15 protein-coding genes and 1 other RNA gene are annotated in these 18326 nt (G+C 69.1%); 10 read left to right on the forward strand and 6 right to left on the reverse strand.

Annotated elements, in window-relative coordinates:
• Nucleotides 1–68: 68 nt before the first annotated feature.
• Genes AC1Q7O_RS18280 through AC1Q7O_RS18295 form a run of 4 tightly spaced genes read left to right on the forward strand, consistent with a single transcriptional unit; the run spans nucleotide 69 to nucleotide 5834 of the window.
• The gene (locus AC1Q7O_RS18280; RefSeq protein WP_492661643.1) at nucleotides 69–1511 is read left to right on the forward strand and encodes an MFS transporter; all 1443 of its coding nucleotides are present in this window, start codon (nucleotides 69–71) and stop codon (nucleotides 1509–1511) included.
• Nucleotides 1508–3097: a family 43 glycosylhydrolase gene (locus AC1Q7O_RS18285; RefSeq protein WP_492661642.1), complete on the forward strand. Its 1590-nt coding sequence runs from the start codon at nucleotides 1508–1510 to the stop codon at nucleotides 3095–3097. Before AC1Q7O_RS18280 ends, AC1Q7O_RS18285 begins: the two co-directional genes overlap by 4 nt.
• Nucleotides 3098–3099: 2 nt before the next feature.
• Entirely contained in the window at nucleotides 3100–4665 is a 1566-nt protein-coding gene (locus tag AC1Q7O_RS18290; protein ID WP_492661641.1) for a GH39 family glycosyl hydrolase, read from the forward strand.
• The gene (locus AC1Q7O_RS18295; protein ID WP_492661640.1) at nucleotides 4662–5834 is read left to right on the forward strand and encodes a glycoside hydrolase family 5 protein; all 1173 of its coding nucleotides are present in this window, start codon (nucleotides 4662–4664) and stop codon (nucleotides 5832–5834) included. Before AC1Q7O_RS18290 ends, AC1Q7O_RS18295 begins: the two co-directional genes overlap by 4 nt.
• 9 nt (nucleotides 5835–5843) lie before the next feature.
• On the opposite strand, the gene AC1Q7O_RS18300 is transcribed toward AC1Q7O_RS18295, so the two are convergent.
• Both AC1Q7O_RS18300 and AC1Q7O_RS18305 read right to left on the reverse strand, forming a co-directional pair.
• On the reverse strand, nucleotides 5844–6350 hold the full coding sequence (locus AC1Q7O_RS18300) for a DUF1579 domain-containing protein (RefSeq protein WP_492661639.1): 507 nt from the start codon (nucleotides 6348–6350) through the stop codon (nucleotides 5844–5846).
• A 114-nt stretch (nucleotides 6351–6464) separates the two neighbouring features.
• Nucleotides 6465–6818, reverse strand: a complete 354-nt coding sequence (locus AC1Q7O_RS18305; protein ID WP_492661638.1) for an H-NS histone family protein — start codon at nucleotides 6816–6818, stop codon at nucleotides 6465–6467.
• A gap of 295 nt (nucleotides 6819–7113) precedes the next feature.
• Here AC1Q7O_RS18305 and AC1Q7O_RS18310 point away from each other — a divergent pair, with 295 nt between their 5' ends.
• The 5 genes from AC1Q7O_RS18310 to AC1Q7O_RS18330 all read left to right on the forward strand — a co-directional run bounded on the left by AC1Q7O_RS18310 (nucleotide 7114) and on the right by AC1Q7O_RS18330 (nucleotide 13037).
• A complete protein-coding gene (locus AC1Q7O_RS18310; protein WP_492661637.1) occupies nucleotides 7114–7455 on the forward strand; it encodes a PRC-barrel domain-containing protein in 342 nt (113 codons plus the stop codon).
• A gap of 154 nt (nucleotides 7456–7609) precedes the next feature.
• Nucleotides 7610–8155, forward strand: coding sequence for a hypothetical protein (locus AC1Q7O_RS18315; RefSeq protein ID WP_492661636.1), 546 nt, complete (start codon nucleotides 7610–7612; stop codon nucleotides 8153–8155).
• A gap of 343 nt (nucleotides 8156–8498) precedes the next feature.
• Nucleotides 8499–10055 (forward strand): methyl-accepting chemotaxis protein, encoded by a 1557-nt coding sequence (locus AC1Q7O_RS18320; RefSeq protein ID WP_492661635.1) that lies wholly within the window; start codon nucleotides 8499–8501, stop codon nucleotides 10053–10055.
• A 29-nt stretch (nucleotides 10056–10084) separates the two neighbouring features.
• Nucleotides 10085–10672, forward strand: coding sequence for a chalcone isomerase family protein (locus AC1Q7O_RS18325; protein WP_492661634.1), 588 nt, complete (start codon nucleotides 10085–10087; stop codon nucleotides 10670–10672).
• 46 nt (nucleotides 10673–10718) lie between these two features.
• Nucleotides 10719–13037 (forward strand): response regulator, encoded by a 2319-nt coding sequence (locus AC1Q7O_RS18330; protein ID WP_492661633.1) that lies wholly within the window; start codon nucleotides 10719–10721, stop codon nucleotides 13035–13037.
• A 21-nt stretch (nucleotides 13038–13058) separates the two neighbouring features.
• On the opposite strand, the gene AC1Q7O_RS18335 is transcribed toward AC1Q7O_RS18330, so the two are convergent.
• The 4 genes from AC1Q7O_RS18335 to rnpB all read right to left on the reverse strand — a co-directional run bounded on the left by AC1Q7O_RS18335 (nucleotide 13059) and on the right by rnpB (nucleotide 17344).
• Entirely contained in the window at nucleotides 13059–13937 is an 879-nt protein-coding gene (locus AC1Q7O_RS18335) for a carbonic anhydrase (protein WP_492661632.1), read from the reverse strand.
• A gap of 54 nt (nucleotides 13938–13991) precedes the next feature.
• Nucleotides 13992–15200, reverse strand: coding sequence for a multidrug effflux MFS transporter (locus tag AC1Q7O_RS18340; protein WP_492661631.1), 1209 nt, complete (start codon nucleotides 15198–15200; stop codon nucleotides 13992–13994).
• A gap of 85 nt (nucleotides 15201–15285) precedes the next feature.
• A complete protein-coding gene (locus tag AC1Q7O_RS18345) occupies nucleotides 15286–16866 on the reverse strand; it encodes a methyl-accepting chemotaxis protein (RefSeq protein WP_492661630.1) in 1581 nt (526 codons plus the stop codon).
• Between the two features lie 160 nt (nucleotides 16867–17026).
• An RNA gene (gene rnpB, locus AC1Q7O_RS18350) (RNase P RNA component class A) lies at nucleotides 17027–17344 on the reverse strand.
• A gap of 40 nt (nucleotides 17345–17384) precedes the next feature.
• On the opposite strand from rnpB, the gene cysK reads away from it, so the two are divergent.
• Complete coding sequence (cysK, locus tag AC1Q7O_RS18355) at nucleotides 17385–18302, forward strand: cysteine synthase A (RefSeq protein ID WP_492661629.1); 918 nt, start codon at nucleotides 17385–17387, stop codon at nucleotides 18300–18302.
• Nucleotides 18303–18326: the final 24 nt, after the last annotated feature.

Below are 18326 nucleotides of genomic sequence, written 5' to 3' on the forward strand. Positions count from 1 at the left end.
CGCGTGTCGCCTAACGCGGGCCGGCTTGGGAGCGGCCCGGCGCTCGACCCGCAATTCCGGACACTGATATGAACACGCACACCCTGCCCTTGCATTCCGCCGCGCCGGCGGCCACCGACCGCCTGCCGCTGAAGCAGAAGATCGGCTTCGGCCTCGGCTCCATCCTCGACATGTGGGGGCACTGGCTCTACGCCTCGCTGGCCTTCCAGGTGTTCAACATCTTCCTGGGCGTGGCGCCCGGGCTGATCTCCACCGTGCAGGCCATCAAGATCGTCATCGATGCCGGCTCGGACGCGCTGTTCGGCTGGCTGTCCGACAACACCCGCACCAAGTACGGGCGGCGGCGCCCGTTCATCCTCGTCGGCGGCGTGCTGGCCGGCATCGGGCTGCCGCTGATGTTCGCCGTGGGCCGCGGCTGGACCGACATGCAGTACTTCACGTTCATGCTGATCAGCATGGTCATCTACGTGCCGGTGATGAGCTGCTTCAACATGCCGTGGGTCAGCCTGGGCGCGGAGATGACGCCCGACTACCACGAGCGCACCTCGGTGATGGCCGTGCGCAACGCCATCCAGAAGGCGCCCGAGCTGGCGATGTTCTTCGCCGCGCAGTTCACGACGCTGTCCTGGTTCCACGACGCCAACGGCAAGCCCGACATCCTGCGCGGCGCGCAGGTCTACACGGCCATCCTCGGCGCCATCATGGTGGCCGTCTCCATCGCCATCTTCCTGCTGACGCGCGAGCGCTATTACGAGAAGCTGGTGGCGCGCACGCAGACCCACATCCCGCTGGCCGACACGCTGTGGCGCACGCTGCGCTGCAAGCCCTTCCGCACCGTGCTGACGATGTCGCTGGCCTACAGCATCGGCACGGCCATGGTGGGCGCGCTGGGCTACTACGCCACCGTCTACTACGTCTGCAAGGGCGACGTCGTGCTGGCGACGAAATGGAACACCGCGATGGGCCTGGCCGGCATGGCCTTCGGCTTCGCGGGCATCCCGTTCTTCTCGTGGATCGCACGCCGCTGGGGCAAGCGCACGGGGCTGGCCTGCGTGCTGGTGCTGGCCATCGGCGCCTTCATCGGCGACTGGTGGCTGTACGACCCCGCGCGGCCTTACCTGCAGCTGTTCGCCTGCGGCTTCGTCGCCTTCACCGGCGCGGGCTTCTGGACGCTGTACGCCGCCACCATCGGCGACGTGGTCGACTACGACGAATCGCAGACCGGCCAGCGCCGCGAGGGCTCCTTCTCGGCCTGCCAGTCGTGGATCTCCAAGGTCGGCATCGCATTGGGCGTAGGCGCGTCGGGCTGGATCCTGCAGTTCACCGGCTTTGACGCCACCAAGGAAGGCGCGCAGGCGCCCGAGGCCATCTTCTGGATCCGCATCCTGCTGTCGGGCATCCCGGTCATCGGCCTGGTGCTGGCGCTGATCGCCATCCTGCGCTTCCCGCTGACGGAAGCCCGCATGCTGGAGATCCGCGGCAAGCTGGAAGCTACGCGAGGCAAGGTATGAACCTCTCACGCCGCCTGGCCGTGCAGGCCGCGCTCGCGGGCGCGGCCCTTCCCGCCATTGCCGCGCCACACTTCGGCGCCGGCGTCGAGGGCCAGCGCAAGGCGGACTTGGGCAACGGCACCTACCTGAACCCCATCGTGCCGGGCGACCATGCCGACCCCACCATCCTGAAGGACGGGGCCGACTACTACATGACGTTCTCGTCCTTCCAGTCCTGCCCGGGCGCCGTCATCTGGCACTCGCAGGACCTGGTGAACTGGACGCCCATCACCGCGGCGCTGACACAGCCCATCGGCACGGTCTGGGCGATGGACCTCATCAAGCACCAGGGCCGCTACTACCTCTACATCCCGGTGCTGCAGGATGCCGGCACAGGCATCTACGTCACGCACGCCGACGACATCCGCGGCCCGTGGAGCGCGCCCATCGACCTGAAGGTGCCAGGCTGCATCGACCCCGGCCACATCGTCGGCGAGGACGGCAAGCGCTACCTGTTCGTCAACGGCGGACGGCGCATCCGGCTCAAGGATGACGGCCTGTCCACCGACGGTGCGCTGGAGAACAACGCCTGGAAGCCCTGGCAATACCCCAAGGACTGGGTCGTCGAGATGTTCGCGCCCGAAGGCCCCAAGCTGTTCCGGCGCGGCGAGTGGTTCTACCTGATCAGCGCCGTCGGCGGCACCGCCGGCCCGCCCACCAGCCACATGGTCACCGTGGCCCGCAGCGCTTCAGTGCACGGCCCGTGGGAAGACGCGCCCAACAACCCCATCGTTCGCACGCAGAGCATCGACGAACCCTGGTGGTCGCGCGGCCATGCCAGCGTCGTCGAAGGCCCGGCGGGGGACTGGTGGATGGTCTATCACGGCTACGAGAACGGCATGCGCACGCTGGGCCGCCAGGCACTGCTGGATCCCGTGGAATGGACCCGGGACGGCTGGCTGCGCGCCAAGGGCGGCACGCTGGACAAGCCGCTGCCGAAACCCAAATTGAAGGGTCCAGGCGGCAAGCCCAGCAAGGCCGGCTTTGCGCTGTCCGACGACTTCTCCAGCGGCAAGCTCGGCCTGCAATGGGCCTTCCACGCGCCGGGCCCGGACGAAGCAAAGCGCCTGCGCTTCGAGAGCGGCGAAAACAGGGCACTGGTCATCCGCGGCAAGGGCAAGGCCCTGCCGGACTCGTCACCGCTGACCTGCGCGACCGGTGACCGCAGCTACGAGGTCACGGTCGACCTGGAGATCACCGGCGACGGCCACGGCGGCCTCGCGCTGTTCTACGAGGAGCGCGGCCACGTCGGCATCGGCTTCAGCACGACGCAGCTGCTGACCTACGGCTACGGCCAGGAGCACGCGTGGATGCGCCAGAACATCGCCACGCGCCGCGTGCTCATCCGCCTCGTCAACCGCGAGAACGTCGTCACCTGGCACTACAGCCACGACGGCGGCACCACCTGGACCCAGCATCCCTGGCAGATGGAGGTCTCCGGCCTGCATCACAACGTGTTCGGCGGCTTCGTCAGCCTGCGGCCTGCGCTGTTCAGCGCCGGGGCCGGCGAGGTACGCGCCCGCAACTTCACCTATCGAGGACTGTGAACGTGACTTCCCGCCGTCAACTGCTGGCCGCCGCGGCCGCCCTGCCCCTCGCTGCGCATGCCGCGCCCGCCCAACCCCGCCGCATCGTGCTGGACGCGGCCCTGGCCACGCAGCCGCTGGACCGCTTCTTCGACCACTGCGTCGGCGCCGACTACCCCGGCACCACCTACCGCCCCGACGCGCTCGCGCAGCTGAAGACGGCGGTGGACGAACTGGGCTTTCGCTACCTGCGCTTCCACGCCATCTTCCACGACGTCTTCAAGACGGTGACGCGCGACGCCAGCGGCAAGCTGGTGTTCGACTTCACCAACATCGACAAGCTCTACGACGCGATGCTGGCCCGCCGCATCAAGCCCTTCGTGGAGCTGGGCTTCACGCCGCTGGCGCTGAAGACCTCGGACAACAAGATCTTCTACTGGGAAGGCAACACCTCCCACCCGCAGCCTGAAGGCTGGGTGGCGCTCATCGACGCCTTCATCCGCCACCTGCTGGACCGCTACGGCGCGCCCGAGGTGCACGACTGGTACTTCGAGATCTGGAACGAGCCCAACCTCGACGGCTTCTGGGAGAAGGCGGACCAGAAGGCGTACTTCGACCTCTACACCCGCACCGCCAAGGCTATCAAGGCGGTCTCGCCGCTGCTGCGCGTGGGCGGCCCGTCGACGGCCGGCGCGGCCTGGGTGCCGGAGTTCCTGGCCCACGCCAAGGCGACGAATACACCGGTGGACTTCATCACGACGCACACCTACGGCGTCGACGAGGGCTTCCTCGACGAGTTCGGCAAGGAAGACCGCAAACTCTCCAAGTCACCGGACGCCATCGTGGGCGACGTGCGGCGCGTGCGCAAGGAGATCGAGGCGTCGCACCTGCCCGGCCTGCCGCTGTTCTTCACCGAGTGGAGCACCAGCTACAACCCGCGCGACCTCGTGCACGACAGCTACATGAGTGCGCCCTACGTGCTCACCAAGCTGAAGCAGACGCAAGGCCTGGCCCAGCACATGAGCTACTGGGTCTACAGCGACCTGTTCGAGGAGCCGGGCCCGCCGGACGCGCCCTTCCACGGCGGCTTCGGGCTGATGACGCGCGAGGGCATCCGCAAGCCGGTCTGGTTCGCCTACAAATACCTCGCGGCCCTGAAGGGCAAGGAAGTGCCCACGAGCGACACCGCCACGTGGGCGAGCGTCGACGGTGACCAGCTGCAGGCCCTCGTCTGGGACTGGCGCCAGCCCGACCAGACCGCCAGCAACCGCAGCTTCTTCGGCAAGCCGCAACCCGCCGCCGCCGCGGGCACGGTCACCGTCGAGCTGCGGCATCTGCCGCCCGGCCGCTACACGCTGACGCAGCGCCGCACCGGCTTCGAGGTCAACGACGCGCACACGGCCTACCTGAAGATGGGCTCGCCCAGGAACCTCGATGCGAAGCAGCTCGCGACGCTGCAGGGCCTGACGACCGACAAGCCCGAGGTGCGGCGCGAGATCGTCATCGGCACCAGCGGCTCGGCCATCGTGCCGCTGAAGCTGCGCAGCCACGACGTGGTGCTGCTGAGCCTGCAGAAGGTGGGGCCGTGAGGCGGCGCGACACGCTGCTCGCGCTGCTGCCGCTGGCGGGCTGCGGTGGTGGGGGCGCCACGGCGGCCACCACGCCGACGGTCGCCACGCCTGCCGCCCCCACCGCACCCACGCCGCCCGCCACCACCGGCATGCGCGACCTGACCAGCCTGCAGCTCAGCAAGCTCATGGGTGCCGGCTGGAACCTCGGCAACTCGCTGGAAGCCATCGGCGGCGAGACGGCCTGGGGCAACCCGGCGACGACGCAGACGCTGATGACCGCCGTGAAGGCCGCCGGCTTCAAGACCGTGCGCATCCCGGTGTCGTGGAAGCAGTACGCCGACGCCAGCGACAACATCAAGGCCAGCTGGCTGGCGCGCGTCGCCGAAGTCGTCGGCTTCGCACAGACGGCCGGCCTCGTCGCGATCATCAACGTGCACTGGGACGGCGGCTGGCTGCAGCCCACCTATGCCGCGCAGGCCGGGGCCAACGCGCGCCTGACGAAGTTCTGGACGCAGATCGCCAACCACTTCAAGGGCTACGACGACACGCTGCTGTTCGCCGGCACCAACGAGGTCATGGTGGAAGGCGACTACGGCACGCCCAAGGCCGAGTACGTCGCCGTGCAGAACGGCTTCAACCAGCAGTTCGTCAACGCCGTGCGCGCCACCGGCGGCAACAACGCGGTGCGCCACCTCGTCGTGCAGGGCTTCAACACCAACATCGACCACACGCTGGCTTTCGCCGTGCTGCCCGCCGACACGGCCAAGGACAGGCTGATGATGGAGGTGCATTACTACGACCCCTACAACTTCACGCTCAACGAGAAGTCGGCCATCTGGCAATGGGGTGCCGGCGCCACCGACGCCAAGGCCACCGAGACCTGGGCGAACGAGGCCTACGCGGATGCGCAGTTCCAGAAGATGAAGGCTGCCTATGTCGACAAGGGCATCCCGGTCATCCTCGGCGAGTTCGGCGCGATGCGCCGCACCGAGTACGCCGGCGCGGAAGCCTACCGGCTCGCCTGGGACAAATACATCGCCCGCGCCGCCTGGACGCGCGGCCTGGTGCCCGTCTACTGGGACGCTGGCGCCGCCACGGAGAACCACAGCAGCGGCCTGTTCAACCGCAGCACGGGCGAGCAGGTCTACCCCGCCATCGTCAAGGCGCTGGTCGACGCCACGAACTGAGGCAGCTCGTCAGGTCGCCGCGCCGGCCAGGCGCTCGAAGTCCATGACCCAGTTCGTCTCCCAGCTGACGCCGCCGTCGGCCGAGAACGCCTGCTGCCAGCGCGGGCGGCCCGTGCCGGTGTCGGTCCAGCGGTAGCGCACGCGGATGGGCTGGCCACGCAGCTCATCGTCGCACTGGAACTCGCCCACACCGTCGGCAAAGCCGCCGATGACGGGCGGGTCCAGCCGGTGCGGGTGGCGACCGTCCACCCACCAGATCGCCCACTGGCGCGTCTGCGGGTCGAACGTGCGCAGGGACAGCGCGCGGTAGGGGCCGCTGGGCAGCGCCAGCACGTTGTCATCGATGTTGCCCAGCCCGCCCAGCAGCGGCCGCAGGTGGCAACTGCCCTCGAAGGTCTCCCAGTCCTCGCAGCCGAGCAGGCGCTCCTTGAGGCGGCGATGGCTCACCCGCCAGTGGCCGATGAGGAAGTCGAAGTCTTGCGGCGTGGAGGTTGACTGGGGCGCGACGGTGGGCATGGGGCGGGGCTCACGGAGTTCAAGGTCCGTGCAGTCTGCGCCGCCATACCTGTCAACGCATGGCGTGTTTGGCGGCCAGCGCCCGTCGGGCACCCGGCCGCCGCCGCGTGGCCATCAGCGGGAGATCAGCAGGTCTTCGGCCTGCTTGCCGGCGGCAATGGCTTCCTTGAACCAGTTGGGGCGCTTGCCCACGCCGGACCAGGTGCGGCCGGCGCCATCGGTGTACTTGGCGGTGCCGCCCGCCTTCTTGGCTGCCGGCTTGCGGGCCTTGCCGTTCGCGGCTGCCGCACGCTTGCGGGCCGCCCGGGCCGGCGCCGTGCCGAACAACTCGTCGGCCGTGATGTCGTAATGGGCAATGGCCTCCTTGATCCGGTCGATCACGTCGGTCTTCTCACGCGAGCGCAATGCGTCCGCCTGTTTCTGCAATTGCGCAATCTGCTTCAGCAATGTCTGCAGGCTTTTAGCCATCGAGTCTCCAGCGACTTGTTGTTTGACTGCCGGATTCAATCACATCTGACTAGTGCGCGAATGAATGCGATGCAATGGCCGCGCATTCGTCAGCCGAATGACAGGCAATGCCGGCGAGTGTCGCCATTCGAATGGCCGGGACGGCACCGGCCTACACGCCGAGGGCGCGCGGCCCGACTCCGCACGCCCACCGCGCCGCGCACATTGGAGACCGGCGCACGCGCCACGACCGCCGCACTCCCCCCGCACACAAATCGCGCGGCGGCCGGCATGTCCCCACCCACAGGAGCACACCATGTCCTATCCCACCATCTCTTCTTCCAAGGTCGAAGGCACCAACGTCTACAACCTGCAGGGCGACAAGCTCGGCTCCATCGACGATCTCGTCATCGACAAGCGCAGCGGCCAGGTGCGCTATGCCGCGCTGGAGTTCGGCGGCTTCCTCGGCATCGGCACGGACCGCTACCCCCTGCCCTGGAACATGCTGAAGTACGACACCGCCAAGGACGGCTATGTCGTCAACCTCGACAAGGGCCAGCTCGAGGGCGCGCCGCGCTACACGGAAGACGAACTGCCGACCTATTCCGATGACTACGGCCGCAAGGTCTACGACCACTACGGCATGCCGTGGATCTGAGGACGATCCGCGCGACGTCGGACAACGGCAGGTGTTGTCCGACGCGGCGCACGCGGCGCCGCTGACAGGCCGCACGCCGCCATCTTTCTAAGCTGACTTCCGTGGCCCGAGGCCTGCCGGCCCCGCCCGCCCACCAACCCCAAGGAGAGACATCATGATGCGATCCCACGCCCCCCGCGCCCTGTTCGCCCTGCTGCTGGCCGGCCTCGCCGGCGCCGCGTCGGCCAACCTGACCAAGCCCGTCTACGACACCGCCAAGGACGAGGTCAAGGCGATGTTCAAGTCCGAACGCGACAGCTGCGACAAGCTGTCCGGCAACACGAAGGACGTCTGCATCGAGCGCGCCAAGGGCCAGGAGCAGGTGGCCCTGGCGCACCTGGAGTACCAGTACACCGGCAACGCCAAGGACCGCAACGACTACCTCGAAGCCCGCTACGAGGCCAAGTACAAGGTCGCCAAGGAGGCCTGCGACTCGCTGTCAGGCAATGCCAAGGACGTCTGCGTGGCCGACGCCAAGGCCGCGCACGACAAGGCCAAGGCCGACCTGAAGGCCAACAAGAAGATCGCCGAGGCGCAGAACGACCAGATGGAAGCCAAGCTCAAAGCCGACTACAAGGCCGCCAACGAGCGCTGCGACTCGCTGTCCGGCAATGCCAAGGACAGCTGCCATGCCAGCGCCAAGGCGCGCTACTTCCAGTAAGCGCGACGACCACGAAGCCAGGCGGGCCGGGAGGTACGCCTGGCTTTTTTGTAGCTGGCCGGCCAGGCATGGCGCGGCCGCGACCACGCGCGACGACGGCCAGACCGGCCGGACCAGCCTGAAGGCCGCCCTGTTGCCGGCAACCCGCAGGCGGTGCCCACGGGCGCGACGTCCGCCGGCCTTTTGCCGCACAAATCACGGCAGGCGCGGCCGCCAGCGCCGCCCAGAATGCATGGCGACGCCCATTTCTGATGAAATTTCATTCTGTTTCATCCGCCGCCGCTCGCAGATCGAGAACTCCAGTCCGAGCGGCTTCGTCGCACCTCTCTCCAAGGCTGCTCCCATGAACTTTTTGGCTAACCTGCGCATCGGCCAGCGCCTCGCGGCGGGCTTCACGGTCGTGACGCTGTGCCTGGTCGCGATCGCCGGGCTGGGCTATGTCGCCATCCAGTCGCTGAATGCCGAGATCAATCAGCTCATCGGCACCGACTACAAGGCCGTGGCGCTGGCCAACCGCGCCAAGGCCGAGGTGGGCGACGCGTCGCGCAGCCTGATGACGACGCTCATCATGACCGGCGAGGAGCAGATCAAGAAGGAGCTGGACAGCATCGCCTCGCTGATGGCCTCGCACGAGAAGACCATGGCCGAGCTCAAGCCGCTGCTGACCGACGAGGCCAGCCTGGAGCTGCTGAAGGCCGTAGACGACGCGCGCGCCAAGTTCATGCCGGCGCAGGCCGGCGTCGTGAAGATGGTGGCCGCCGGCGACGCCGAAGGCGCAACGCTGAAGTACCAGTTCGCCGTGCGTCCCGCGCAGGGCAAATACATGGCCGCGCTGAACAAGCTGGTGGACGCGCGCAACGTCGCGATGGACGAAGCCGGCCAGAAGTCCAACGGCGTGGCCGGCAAGACCAAGCTGCTGCTGGCCGCGCTGGCCGCCGCCGCCATTGCCGCCAGCGTGCTGACGGGCGTGCTCATCACCCGCGGCATCGTCAACCCGCTGCGCGGCGCGGTGAGCCTGGCGCGCAAGGTGGCCTCGGGCAACCTGACCAGCGAGATCGCGGTGCGCAGCCGCGACGAGACCGGCGAGCTGCTGCAGGCGCTGTCGGAGATGAACGAGAGCCTCAAGGGCATCGTCGGCCGCGTGCGCGAGGGCACGGAGTCCATCGCGTCGGCGTCCAGCGAGATCGCCAGCGGCAACCTGGACCTGTCGGTGCGCACCGAGGCCCAGGCGGCGTCGCTGGAGCAGACGTTGTCGGCCATGAAGACGCTGACCGACGCCGTGCAGCAGAACGCGCAGAACGCGCGGCAGGCCAACCAGCTCGCGCAGGCGGCGTCCACGGTGGCCGGCGAAGGCGGCGCGGTGGTGGCCCAGGTCGTCACGACGATGGGCAGCATCGACGCGTCGAGCAAGAAGATCGTCGACATCATCAGCGTCATCGACGGCATCGCCTTCCAGACCAACATCCTGGCGCTGAATGCCGCGGTGGAGGCGGCGCGCGCCGGCGAGCAGGGCCGCGGCTTCGCCGTCGTGGCCGGCGAGGTGCGCTCGCTGGCCGGGCGCAGCGCCGAAGCGGCCAAGGAGATCAAGCGCCTGATCGGCGACTCGGTCGAGAAGGTAGCCCAGGGCAGCGAGCTGGTGGCCAAGGCCGGCAGCACCATGCAGGGCGTGGTGGCGAGCGTGCAACGGATGACCGACATCATGGGCGAGATCACCCACGCCAGCACCGAACAGAGCGCCGGCATCGAGCGCGTCACGCATACCATCCACGACATGGACAAGAGCACGCAGCAGAACGCCGCGCTGGTGGAACAAGCCGCCGCCGCCGCCGACTCGCTGCGCACCCAGGCCCAAGGTCTCGAAGAAGTCGTCAGCCTCTTCAAGCTCGAAGCAGCGCGCTGACCCGCTGCACCACAAGATCAGGAGACTCCATGAAGACGAAAACCGTCATCCGCTGCATCTCTGCCCTGGGCCTGGCCCTCGGGCTCGCGGGCGCCGCGCAGGCCATCGAGGTCGGCGGCCTGAAGTTCGACGACACCGCCAAGGTCGCCGGCAAGGAGTTGAAGGTCAACGGCGCCGGCGTGCGCACGCGCGTCATCGTCAAGGTCTACGCGCTGGTGCTGTACCTGCCCGAGAAGAAGGACACCACCGCCGGCGTGCTCGAGAGCAGCGGCCCGCGCCGCTTCAGCCTGGGGCTGCTGCGCGAAGTGACCGGTGACGACCTGGGCCAGGCCTTCATGGCCGGCATCACTGCCAACACCGACAAGGCCGAGCGCTCCAAGTTCGTCAACCAGCTCGCGCAGTTCGGCGAGGCCTTCGTCAGCATCCCGCAGGGCAAGAAGGGCGACGTCATCACCGTCGACTGGGTGCCCGACACCGGCACGGTCATGTTCCTCAACGGCAAGCCCATCGGCGAGCCGATGAAGGACATCGCGTTCTACAACGCCGTGCTGAAGATCTGGCTGGGCGACAAGCCGGTCGATTCGTCGCTGAAGCCGCAGCTGCTGGGCAAGGGCTGACCCCACTTTGATCCGCGCGGGCCACTGCCCGGCCGCCTGACACACCTTGAGCCGTAAGCCCTCGTCCTCTCTGTTCGCTGCCCTGGCGCTGGGCGCCAGCGTCGGCCTGCTGCTGCCCGCCGTCATCGTGGGCGGCCTGTTCATCGGGCTGCGCGAGTCGCAGGTCACCGAGCAGGCGCTGCAACGCGACCTGGACGCCAAGCTGGACGTGCTGGCCAGCAGCCTGCCCGAGCTGCTGTGGAACCTGGACGCGGTCGCTGCGCGCGAGGTGGTCTCGGCGATCGTCAAGTCGCCCGAGGTCGTGCGCGTCAGCGTCAGCGACGCGTCTCAGGGCCTGCCCTTCATCGAGAACCACCTGCCCGAGCGGCGGCTGGGCAAGACACTGACCGGTGCGCGCGACATCATGCGCGGCGCCACGCGCATCGGCCACATCCAGATCGAGATCGACGACCACCTCAGCACCACCGCGCTGGCCCGCCAGCGCTGGCTGTACGGCGCCACCGTCGGCGGCCAGCTGCTGGTGTCGCTGGCGCTGGTGTTGTGGCTGCTCAATTCCCGGCTGTTCCGGCCGCTGCGCGAGCTGGGCGGTTTTGCGAACGACCTCGCCCAGGGCCGCTTCAGCGCCAAGCTGGAGCACAAGCGCGAGGACGAGATCGGCCTGCTGGGCGCCGACCTGGAACACATGCGCGACGCGCTGCAGCAGCAGTTCGACGCGCAGCGCGCCCTCATCGAGCGGCTGCGCGGCATGGCCGAGACGGTGCCCGGCGTCGTCTTCCAGCTGCGCCTGGCGGTGAATGGCGAGTTCAGCTTCGCCTACGTCAGCGAGGCGGTGCGCGAGTACTTCCCGCTGGGCGGCGCCGAGCTGAGCCGCAGCGCCGCGCCGTGGTTCGAGTGCATCCACGGCGACGACCGCGCCGCGGTGCGCGAGAGCCTGCTGGCCTCGGGCCGCTCGCTGAGCCCCTGGCAGCAGGAGTTCCGCACGCCGCAGCAGGACGGCGCCGAGCTCTGGATCTACGGCAACGCCATCCCGCAGCGCGAGGCCGACGGCGGCGTGCTGTGGCACGGCTTCCTGACCGACATCTCGCGCGAGCGCCGCGATGCGCTGGAGCTGGAGCGCTACCGCCATCATCTGGAGGAGCTCGTCGAGGCGCGCACCGCCGAGCTGGCCGAGGTGTCGCAGGCGGCGCAGGCGGCCAGCCTGGCCAAGAGCGCCTTCCTGGCCAACATGAGCCACGAGATCCGCACGCCGATGAACGCCATCATCGGCCTGACCTACCTGGCCCAGAGCGACGCCGTCGAGCCCGGCCAGCAGCAGCGCCTGCAGAAGGTGGCCAACGCGGCCGAGCACCTGCTCAGCGTCATCAACAACGTGCTGGACTTCTCCAAGATCGAGGCCGGCAAGGTGCAGCTGGAGCAGCGACCGTTCACCGTCGACGAGGTGCTGGACAACATCGCCAACATGACGACGCAGGCCGCCGCCGCCAAGCGGCTGCGTGTGGAGACCGACGTGGCGCCCGGGCTGTCGGGCCGCGTGCTGCTGGGCGATCCGCAGCGCATCGCCGAGGTGCTGCTCAATTTCGCCGGCAACGCCGTCAAGTTCACCGAGACGGGCTTTGTGCGGCTGGCCGCGCGCGTCGACGGTGCCCCCGATGGCGCGCGGCTGCCGCTGCGCTTCGAGGTGCAGGACAGCGGCATCGGCATCTCGGCCGAGGCGCAGACGCGGCTGTTCCGCGACTTCGAGCAGGCCGACAGCTCCACCACGCGCCGCTACGGCGGCACCGGTCTGGGTCTGGCCATCTGCCGGCGCCTGGCCGGGCTGATGGGCGGCCGCGTCGGCGTGGACAGCGAGCTGGGCCGCGGCAGCCGCTTCTGGTTCGTACTGGACGTCGAGGCCACGGCCGCGGCACAGGCCGCGCCGGCCGTCGCGCCGCGGCCGCATTCCGTGCGCGAACGCCTGGCCGAGCTCGCCCGCACCACGGCGCCGCGCCTCCTGCTGGCCGAGGACAACGCGGTGAACCAGGAAGTGGCCGTCGCGCTGATCGGCAGCGCCGGGCTGACCGTGGACGTGGCCGCGGACGGCCAGCAGGCCATAGCCATGGTGAAGACCGGCGACTACGCGCTGGTGCTGATGGACGTGCAGATGCCCGTCATGGACGGCCTGGACGCGACCCGCGCCATCCGCCGCCTGCCGCAGGGCGCCACGCTGCCCATCCTCGCGATGACGGCCAATGCCTTCGACGAGGAGCGCCAGCGCTGCCTGGAGGCCGGCATGGACGACCACGTCGCCAAGCCGGTCGTCGCCGAGCAGCTGTTCGCGACGCTGTACGACTGGCTGTCCGGCCAGCGCCGCAACGGCCGCGCCTGACCGCCGGCGGCCGGCGCGCAGCTACTGCGATTCCTTGATGAGCCGCCCTGACCCCGCCTGCAGCGGCCGCGCGTTCATCGGGTAGAGCCGCGCGAACACGCTGATCTGCTGCGCCGTCACCGCCACCGGCTGGCGCATCACCATCCACAGCACGCCCTCGCTGCAGGGCGGCGTCGTCAGCGACCCCATGTAGGTGTAGTAGCCGCGGTTCTCGGGCAGCAGCTGGTTCAGGTCGATCTGCGCCTGCGCCGGCAGTGTCTCGCCCTTCTCCAGCGGCAGGTTGGCCCACACGGTCTGCAGCACGGGCTGCGGCGGGCTGTCGGGCCCGCGCTCCAGCAGCACGGCGACGACCGCCAGCTTGCCGGCCGCATCCCTGTGCACGAGGTGGGCCACCATGTCGAACTGCCGGCCGTTGACGCGCTCCTCGCCCGGCCGGTGGAAGTGGAACTGCACCAGCTCGTAGCGCCGGCCCATCACCGTCAGGCCATTGCCCGGCGCGACGTTGACCTGCACCGTGTGGCCGTTGTCCAGCACCGAGAAGCCGCTGGCGCGGTAGTCGAAGCTGATCTTCTCCAGGTCCACGGCGATGCCGTCACGGATGTCGATGGGGCTCTGCCGCGTGCCGACGGCACAGAGCTTGTTCTCGGGCGACAGCTCCGCCCAGCGGTCGGGGCCGATGTCGCCGGCATAGCCCCAGTGCGCCGGCTTGGGCGGCTCGGCCTTGGCCGGCCGGGCCGCGGCGCGGGGGGCGGTCTTCGCCGTGGCCGTGCCTTCGGGCTTGGTTGCCAGGCGCTCAGCCAGGCGCTGGCGCAGCGTTTCGACCGGCTCGCCCGCCTCCTGCGCCGGCGCCGGCGCGGCCAGCACCAGCAGGCAGGCAGCCACGGCCAGGGGTGTGTTCATCCTCATCCCCACCATTTCGGCCGCCGCGGCGCCGGCTTGAGGCCCCAGCCCGCCTCAGCTGACGATGGAGCGCCGCACCCCGTACCAGGCCACCAGGCCGACGCCCATCAGCGCGGCCGAGGCCAGCGCCAGCGCGACGGTGGAATGCATCACCAGCGGCACCAGCAGGCCGGCCACCAGCCCGTTGGCCGCCGAGCCGATGCTGGCCTGCAGCGACGAGGCCATACCGCGGCGCTCGGGCACCTGGTCCAGCACCAGCAGCGTGACGACCGGCACCATCATGGCCCAGCCGAACGAGAACAGCCCGATCAGCGGCAGCGCCCAGAACGCGCTCAGCGGCGCGAACAGGTTCAGCGTGACGTTGACCACCGACACCGCCACCATGATGCGGAAGCCCCGCATGATCTGGCGCTGCGGGCTCATCTTGCCGGCCAGCCGGCCGCTGACCGCCGCACCGGCCATGATGCCGCCGATGGTGCACAGGAAGAACCAGAAGAACTGCGTCGCACTGAAGTGCAGGTGCTCGCCGAGGAACACCGGCGTGGCCAGCACGTACAGGAACATTCCGTTGAACGGAATGCCGCTGGCCAGCACCAGCATCATGAACTTGGGGCTGGTGCACAGCCGCCAGTAGTCGCGCATCAGCGCGCCCACCTGGAAGGGCTGACGCATGTTGGCGTGCAGCGTCTCGGGCAGCAGCCGCCAGTTGGCGACGAACAGCGCCGCGCCGACCGCCGTCAGGAACCAGAAGATGGAATGCCAGTCGGCGTGCACGAACAGGAAACCGCCCACCATCGGGGCGATGGCCGGCGCCACGCCGAAGAACAGCGTCACCTGCGACATCACGCGCTGCGCGTCCGCCGGCGGGAACATGTCGCGGATGATGGCCCGCGACACGACGATGCCGGCACCGGCCGACATGCCCTGCACCGTGCGCCAGAACACCAGCTGGCCGATGCTGCCGGCCACCGCGCAGCCCACGCTGGCGCCGGTGAACACGGCCAGGCCGATCAGCACCACGGGCCGGCGGCCGAAGCAGTCCGACAGCGCGCCGTGGAACAGGTTCATCAGCGCGAAGCCGAACAGGTAGGCCGACAGCGTCTGCTGCATCTGCACCGGCGTCGCGTCCAGCGCCTGCGCGATGCCGGAGAAGGCCGGCAGGTAGGTGTCGATGGAGAACGGCCCCACCATGGCCAGGCCGGCCAGCAGCACGGACAGGGCCCAGCGGGGCGCGCGCCACAGGCGGCTGGCGTCAGGATTCATCGGGGGGAGCGGTCGGTAGACGGGCGGGGCGGCCGCGGGTTGCGGCCGTGCGCCAGTGTATCGACCGAGTCCTGTTCGCGCCCGGTCAGGCCGACAAAGGCCCGTGCGCGCCGGTGCGGAACTGGGAGATCACCCGCAGCAGGCCCGAGGCCTGCTGCTGCAGGCTCTCGGCCGCCGCGGCGCTCTGCTCCACCAGCGCGGCGTTCTGCTGCGTGCCTTGGTCGATGGAGGCCACCGCCTGGTTCACCTGGCCGATGCCGCCACTCTGCTCGGTGGCGGCTGCGTTGATCTCGGCCATCAGGTCTGTCATGCGGGTCACCTGACCCACGAGGTCGCCCATCGTCGTACCCGCTTCGCCGACCAGGCGGCTGCCGGTGTCCACCTTCTCCACGCTCGCGTGGATCAGGCGCTTGATCTCGCGCGCGGCCTCGGCGCTGCGGCCGGCCAGCGCCCGCACTTCGCTGGCCACGACGGCAAAGCCACGGCCTTGCTCGCCCGCCCGCGCCGCCTCGACAGCCGCATTCAGCGCCAGGATGTTGGTCTGGAAGGCGATGCCGTCGATGACACCGATGATGTCGGCGATCTTGTGGCTGGCCTGGCTGATCTCGCCCATGGTCGTGACCACGCGCTGCACAACGTCGCCGCCGCGGCCCGCCACATCGGTGGCGGCACTCGCCAGCTGGCTGGCCTGTCGGGAGCTTTCGGCGGTCTGTTGCACGGTGGACGTCATCTGCTGCATGGACGCCGCGGTCTGCTGCAGAGCACTGGCCTGCTGCTCGGTGCGGCTGGACAGGTCCTGGTTGCCGGAGGCAATCTCCTGCGACGCGGTGGAAATGCTGTCTGCCGACTGGCGGATCTGCGCCACCAGCTGCAGCAGGCCGCCGTTCATCTGCTTGAGCGCGGCCATCAGCTGGCCCGTCTCGTCGCGGCTGTCCACGCGGATGTCGGCGCTGAGGTCACCGGCCGCCACGGCCTCGGCCACTGCGATGGCCCGACGCAGCGGCCGCACGATGGCGCGGCTGAGCAGACTGCCCAGCACCAGCGCCAGCGCGAAGGCGGCCACCGCGCCGCCCATCAGCAGCCAGCGGTCGCGCACGAAACTGGCGTTGGACGCCACGGTGCGCTTCTCCGTCGTCTGCTTCTCCAGCGCCAGGAAGTCGTCCAGCGCCTTCACGAGCGCCTCCAGCAGCGGCTGGCACTCGATGATGATGCGGCGCATCGCCACCTCGCGCTCACCCTCGCCGGCCTGCTTCACGATGGACACCGCGACCGCACCGTACTGCGCCTCGATGCGCGCGATCTCCGCCACCATCTGGTCGTCGCGCGCCTCTTCGTCTCGCGTCTGGCCCACCAGGCGCTTGAGCTCGGCCAGCGCCTTGCCGACGGCCACGTGCTCGGCGACGGCCCGGTCGCCGAACGCGCGCGCCTGTGCGGCGTCGGTCACCAGCAGCATGTCGCGCACCGCGATGGCCCGGCGGGCGGCGGCGCCCTGCAGCTCGGAGGCGATCGCCTCCTTCTGTCCGACGCCGGTCGTGTAGGACACGAAGCGGTCATTGGACTGGGACAGTGAGGTCATGGCCAGCGCGCTGACCAGCAGCACGACGACGGCAAGCACCAGGAAGCCCGTCATTAGCTTGGCGCGCAGGGTCAGGTTGTTCAGGATCATCACAGCTCCACAATGGGAGCGCTGCCACCATGACCACGGTGGCCGCCCCGCAAAAGACAAGGTGCTGCCACTGTCACGCTTTGCGGCCCGCCGCGAAAGTGCCCGCCACGGGCACGCTGTGACATCCGCCTCAAAACAGCAAATTTGATATTTTTGAAAGAAGTGAAGCAAGCCGATAGGCCGGATTCTGTGCACCGGGGTTGCCCCCGGCGTGACCGCCATTCCTCTGGGCCGGACATCGCTGCCCGGCTCGGTGCCACCTACCCGCCAGCTCTGCGAGCCGCATCAACGCTGGCCTACTTGGTGTTGCTGCGCGTAGAGATTGCCCGTTTCACCCGGACTTAACCGGCTCGTCTCTGTTGCTCTGATCCTCGGCTTTCGCCGGGCAGCCGTTAGCTGCTACGCCGCTCTATGCAGTCCGGACCTTCCTCCAGGGCCTCGTTTCCGAGATTGCCCCAGCGGCGGTCTGGCTTGCTTCACACTCGCGATTATCCCCGCACAACCGACAGGAGACCCGCATGAAGGCCCACAGCGTCCTCGACACCATCGGCAACACGCCCCATATCCGCCTGCAGCGCCTGTTCGGCGCCACCGAGGTGTGGGTGAAGTCCGAGCGCAGCAACCCGGGCGGCTCGATCAAGGACCGCATCGCGCTGGCCATGGTGGAAGACGCCGAGGCGCAGGGCCTGCTCAAGCCGGGCGGCACCATCATCGAGCCCACCTCGGGCAACACCGGCGTGGGCCTGGCCATGGTGGCGGCCGTCAAGGGCTACAAGCTCATCCTCGTCATGCCCGACAGCATGAGCATCGAGCGCCGCCGGCTGATGCTGGCCTACGGCGCCAGCTTCGACCTGACGCCGCGCGAGAAAGGCATGAAGGGCGCCATCGCGCGCGCCAAGGAGTTGCTGGAACAGCACCCCGGTTCGTGGATGCCGCAGCAGTTCGAGAACGGCGCCAACCCGGCGGTGCACGTGAAGACGACGGCGCAGGAGATCCTGCGCGACTTCCCCGACGGCCTGGACGCCCTCATCACCGGCGTGGGCACCGGCGGCCACATCACCGGCTGCGCGCAGGTGCTGAAGGCCGCCTGGCCGCAGCTCAAGGTCTACGCGGTGGAGCCCACCGCGTCGCCCGTCATCAGCGGCGGCCAGCCCAGCCCGCACCCCATCCAGGGCATCGGCGCGGGCTTCATCCCGGCCGTGCTGGACACGGCGTTGCTGGACGGCGTCATCCAGGTCGAGGCCGAGGCCGCGCGCGAATACGCCCGCCGCTGCGCCCGCGAGGAAGGCCTGCTGGTGGGCATCTCCAGCGGCGCCACGCTGGCCGCCATCGCGCAGAAGCTGCCCGAGCTGCCCGCGAACGCACGCGTGCTGGGCTTCAACTACGACACCGGCGAGCGCTACCTGTCGGTCGACGGCTTCCTGCCGCAGAGCTGAACATCCGGTCGCCGCGCATCCGCC

The sequence above is a fragment of the Roseateles sp. GW823-FHT07B05 genome, assembly GCF_058794515.1.

Bases quoted from the DNA above. Each gene is read 5' to 3' on its own strand.
- AC1Q7O_RS18300 (WP_492661639.1), bottom strand. From the start codon at position 6,350: ATGCCCACCGTCGCGCCCCAGTCAACCTCCACGCCGCAAGACTTCGAC.
- AC1Q7O_RS18310 (WP_492661637.1), top strand. From the start codon at position 7,114: ATGTCCTATCCCACCATCTCTTCTTCCAAGGTCGAAGGCACCAACGTC.
- AC1Q7O_RS18320 (WP_492661635.1), top strand. From the start codon at position 8,499: ATGAACTTTTTGGCTAACCTGCGCATCGGCCAGCGCCTCGCGGCGGGC.
- AC1Q7O_RS18305 (WP_492661638.1), bottom strand. From the start codon at position 6,818: ATGGCTAAAAGCCTGCAGACATTGCTGAAGCAGATTGCGCAATTGCAG.
- AC1Q7O_RS18340 (WP_492661631.1), bottom strand. From the start codon at position 15,200: ATGAATCCTGACGCCAGCCGCCTGTGGCGCGCGCCCCGCTGGGCCCTG.
- AC1Q7O_RS18285 (WP_492661642.1), top strand. From the start codon at position 1,508: ATGAACCTCTCACGCCGCCTGGCCGTGCAGGCCGCGCTCGCGGGCGCG.
- AC1Q7O_RS18280 (WP_492661643.1), top strand. From the start codon at position 69: ATGAACACGCACACCCTGCCCTTGCATTCCGCCGCGCCGGCGGCCACC.
- AC1Q7O_RS18345 (WP_492661630.1), bottom strand. From the start codon at position 16,866: ATGATCCTGAACAACCTGACCCTGCGCGCCAAGCTAATGACGGGCTTC.
- cysK (WP_492661629.1), top strand. From the start codon at position 17,385: ATGAAGGCCCACAGCGTCCTCGACACCATCGGCAACACGCCCCATATC.
- AC1Q7O_RS18335 (WP_492661632.1), bottom strand. From the start codon at position 13,937: ATGAACACACCCCTGGCCGTGGCTGCCTGCCTGCTGGTGCTGGCCGCG.
- AC1Q7O_RS18315 (WP_492661636.1), top strand. From the start codon at position 7,610: ATGATGCGATCCCACGCCCCCCGCGCCCTGTTCGCCCTGCTGCTGGCC.
- AC1Q7O_RS18325 (WP_492661634.1), top strand. From the start codon at position 10,085: ATGAAGACGAAAACCGTCATCCGCTGCATCTCTGCCCTGGGCCTGGCC.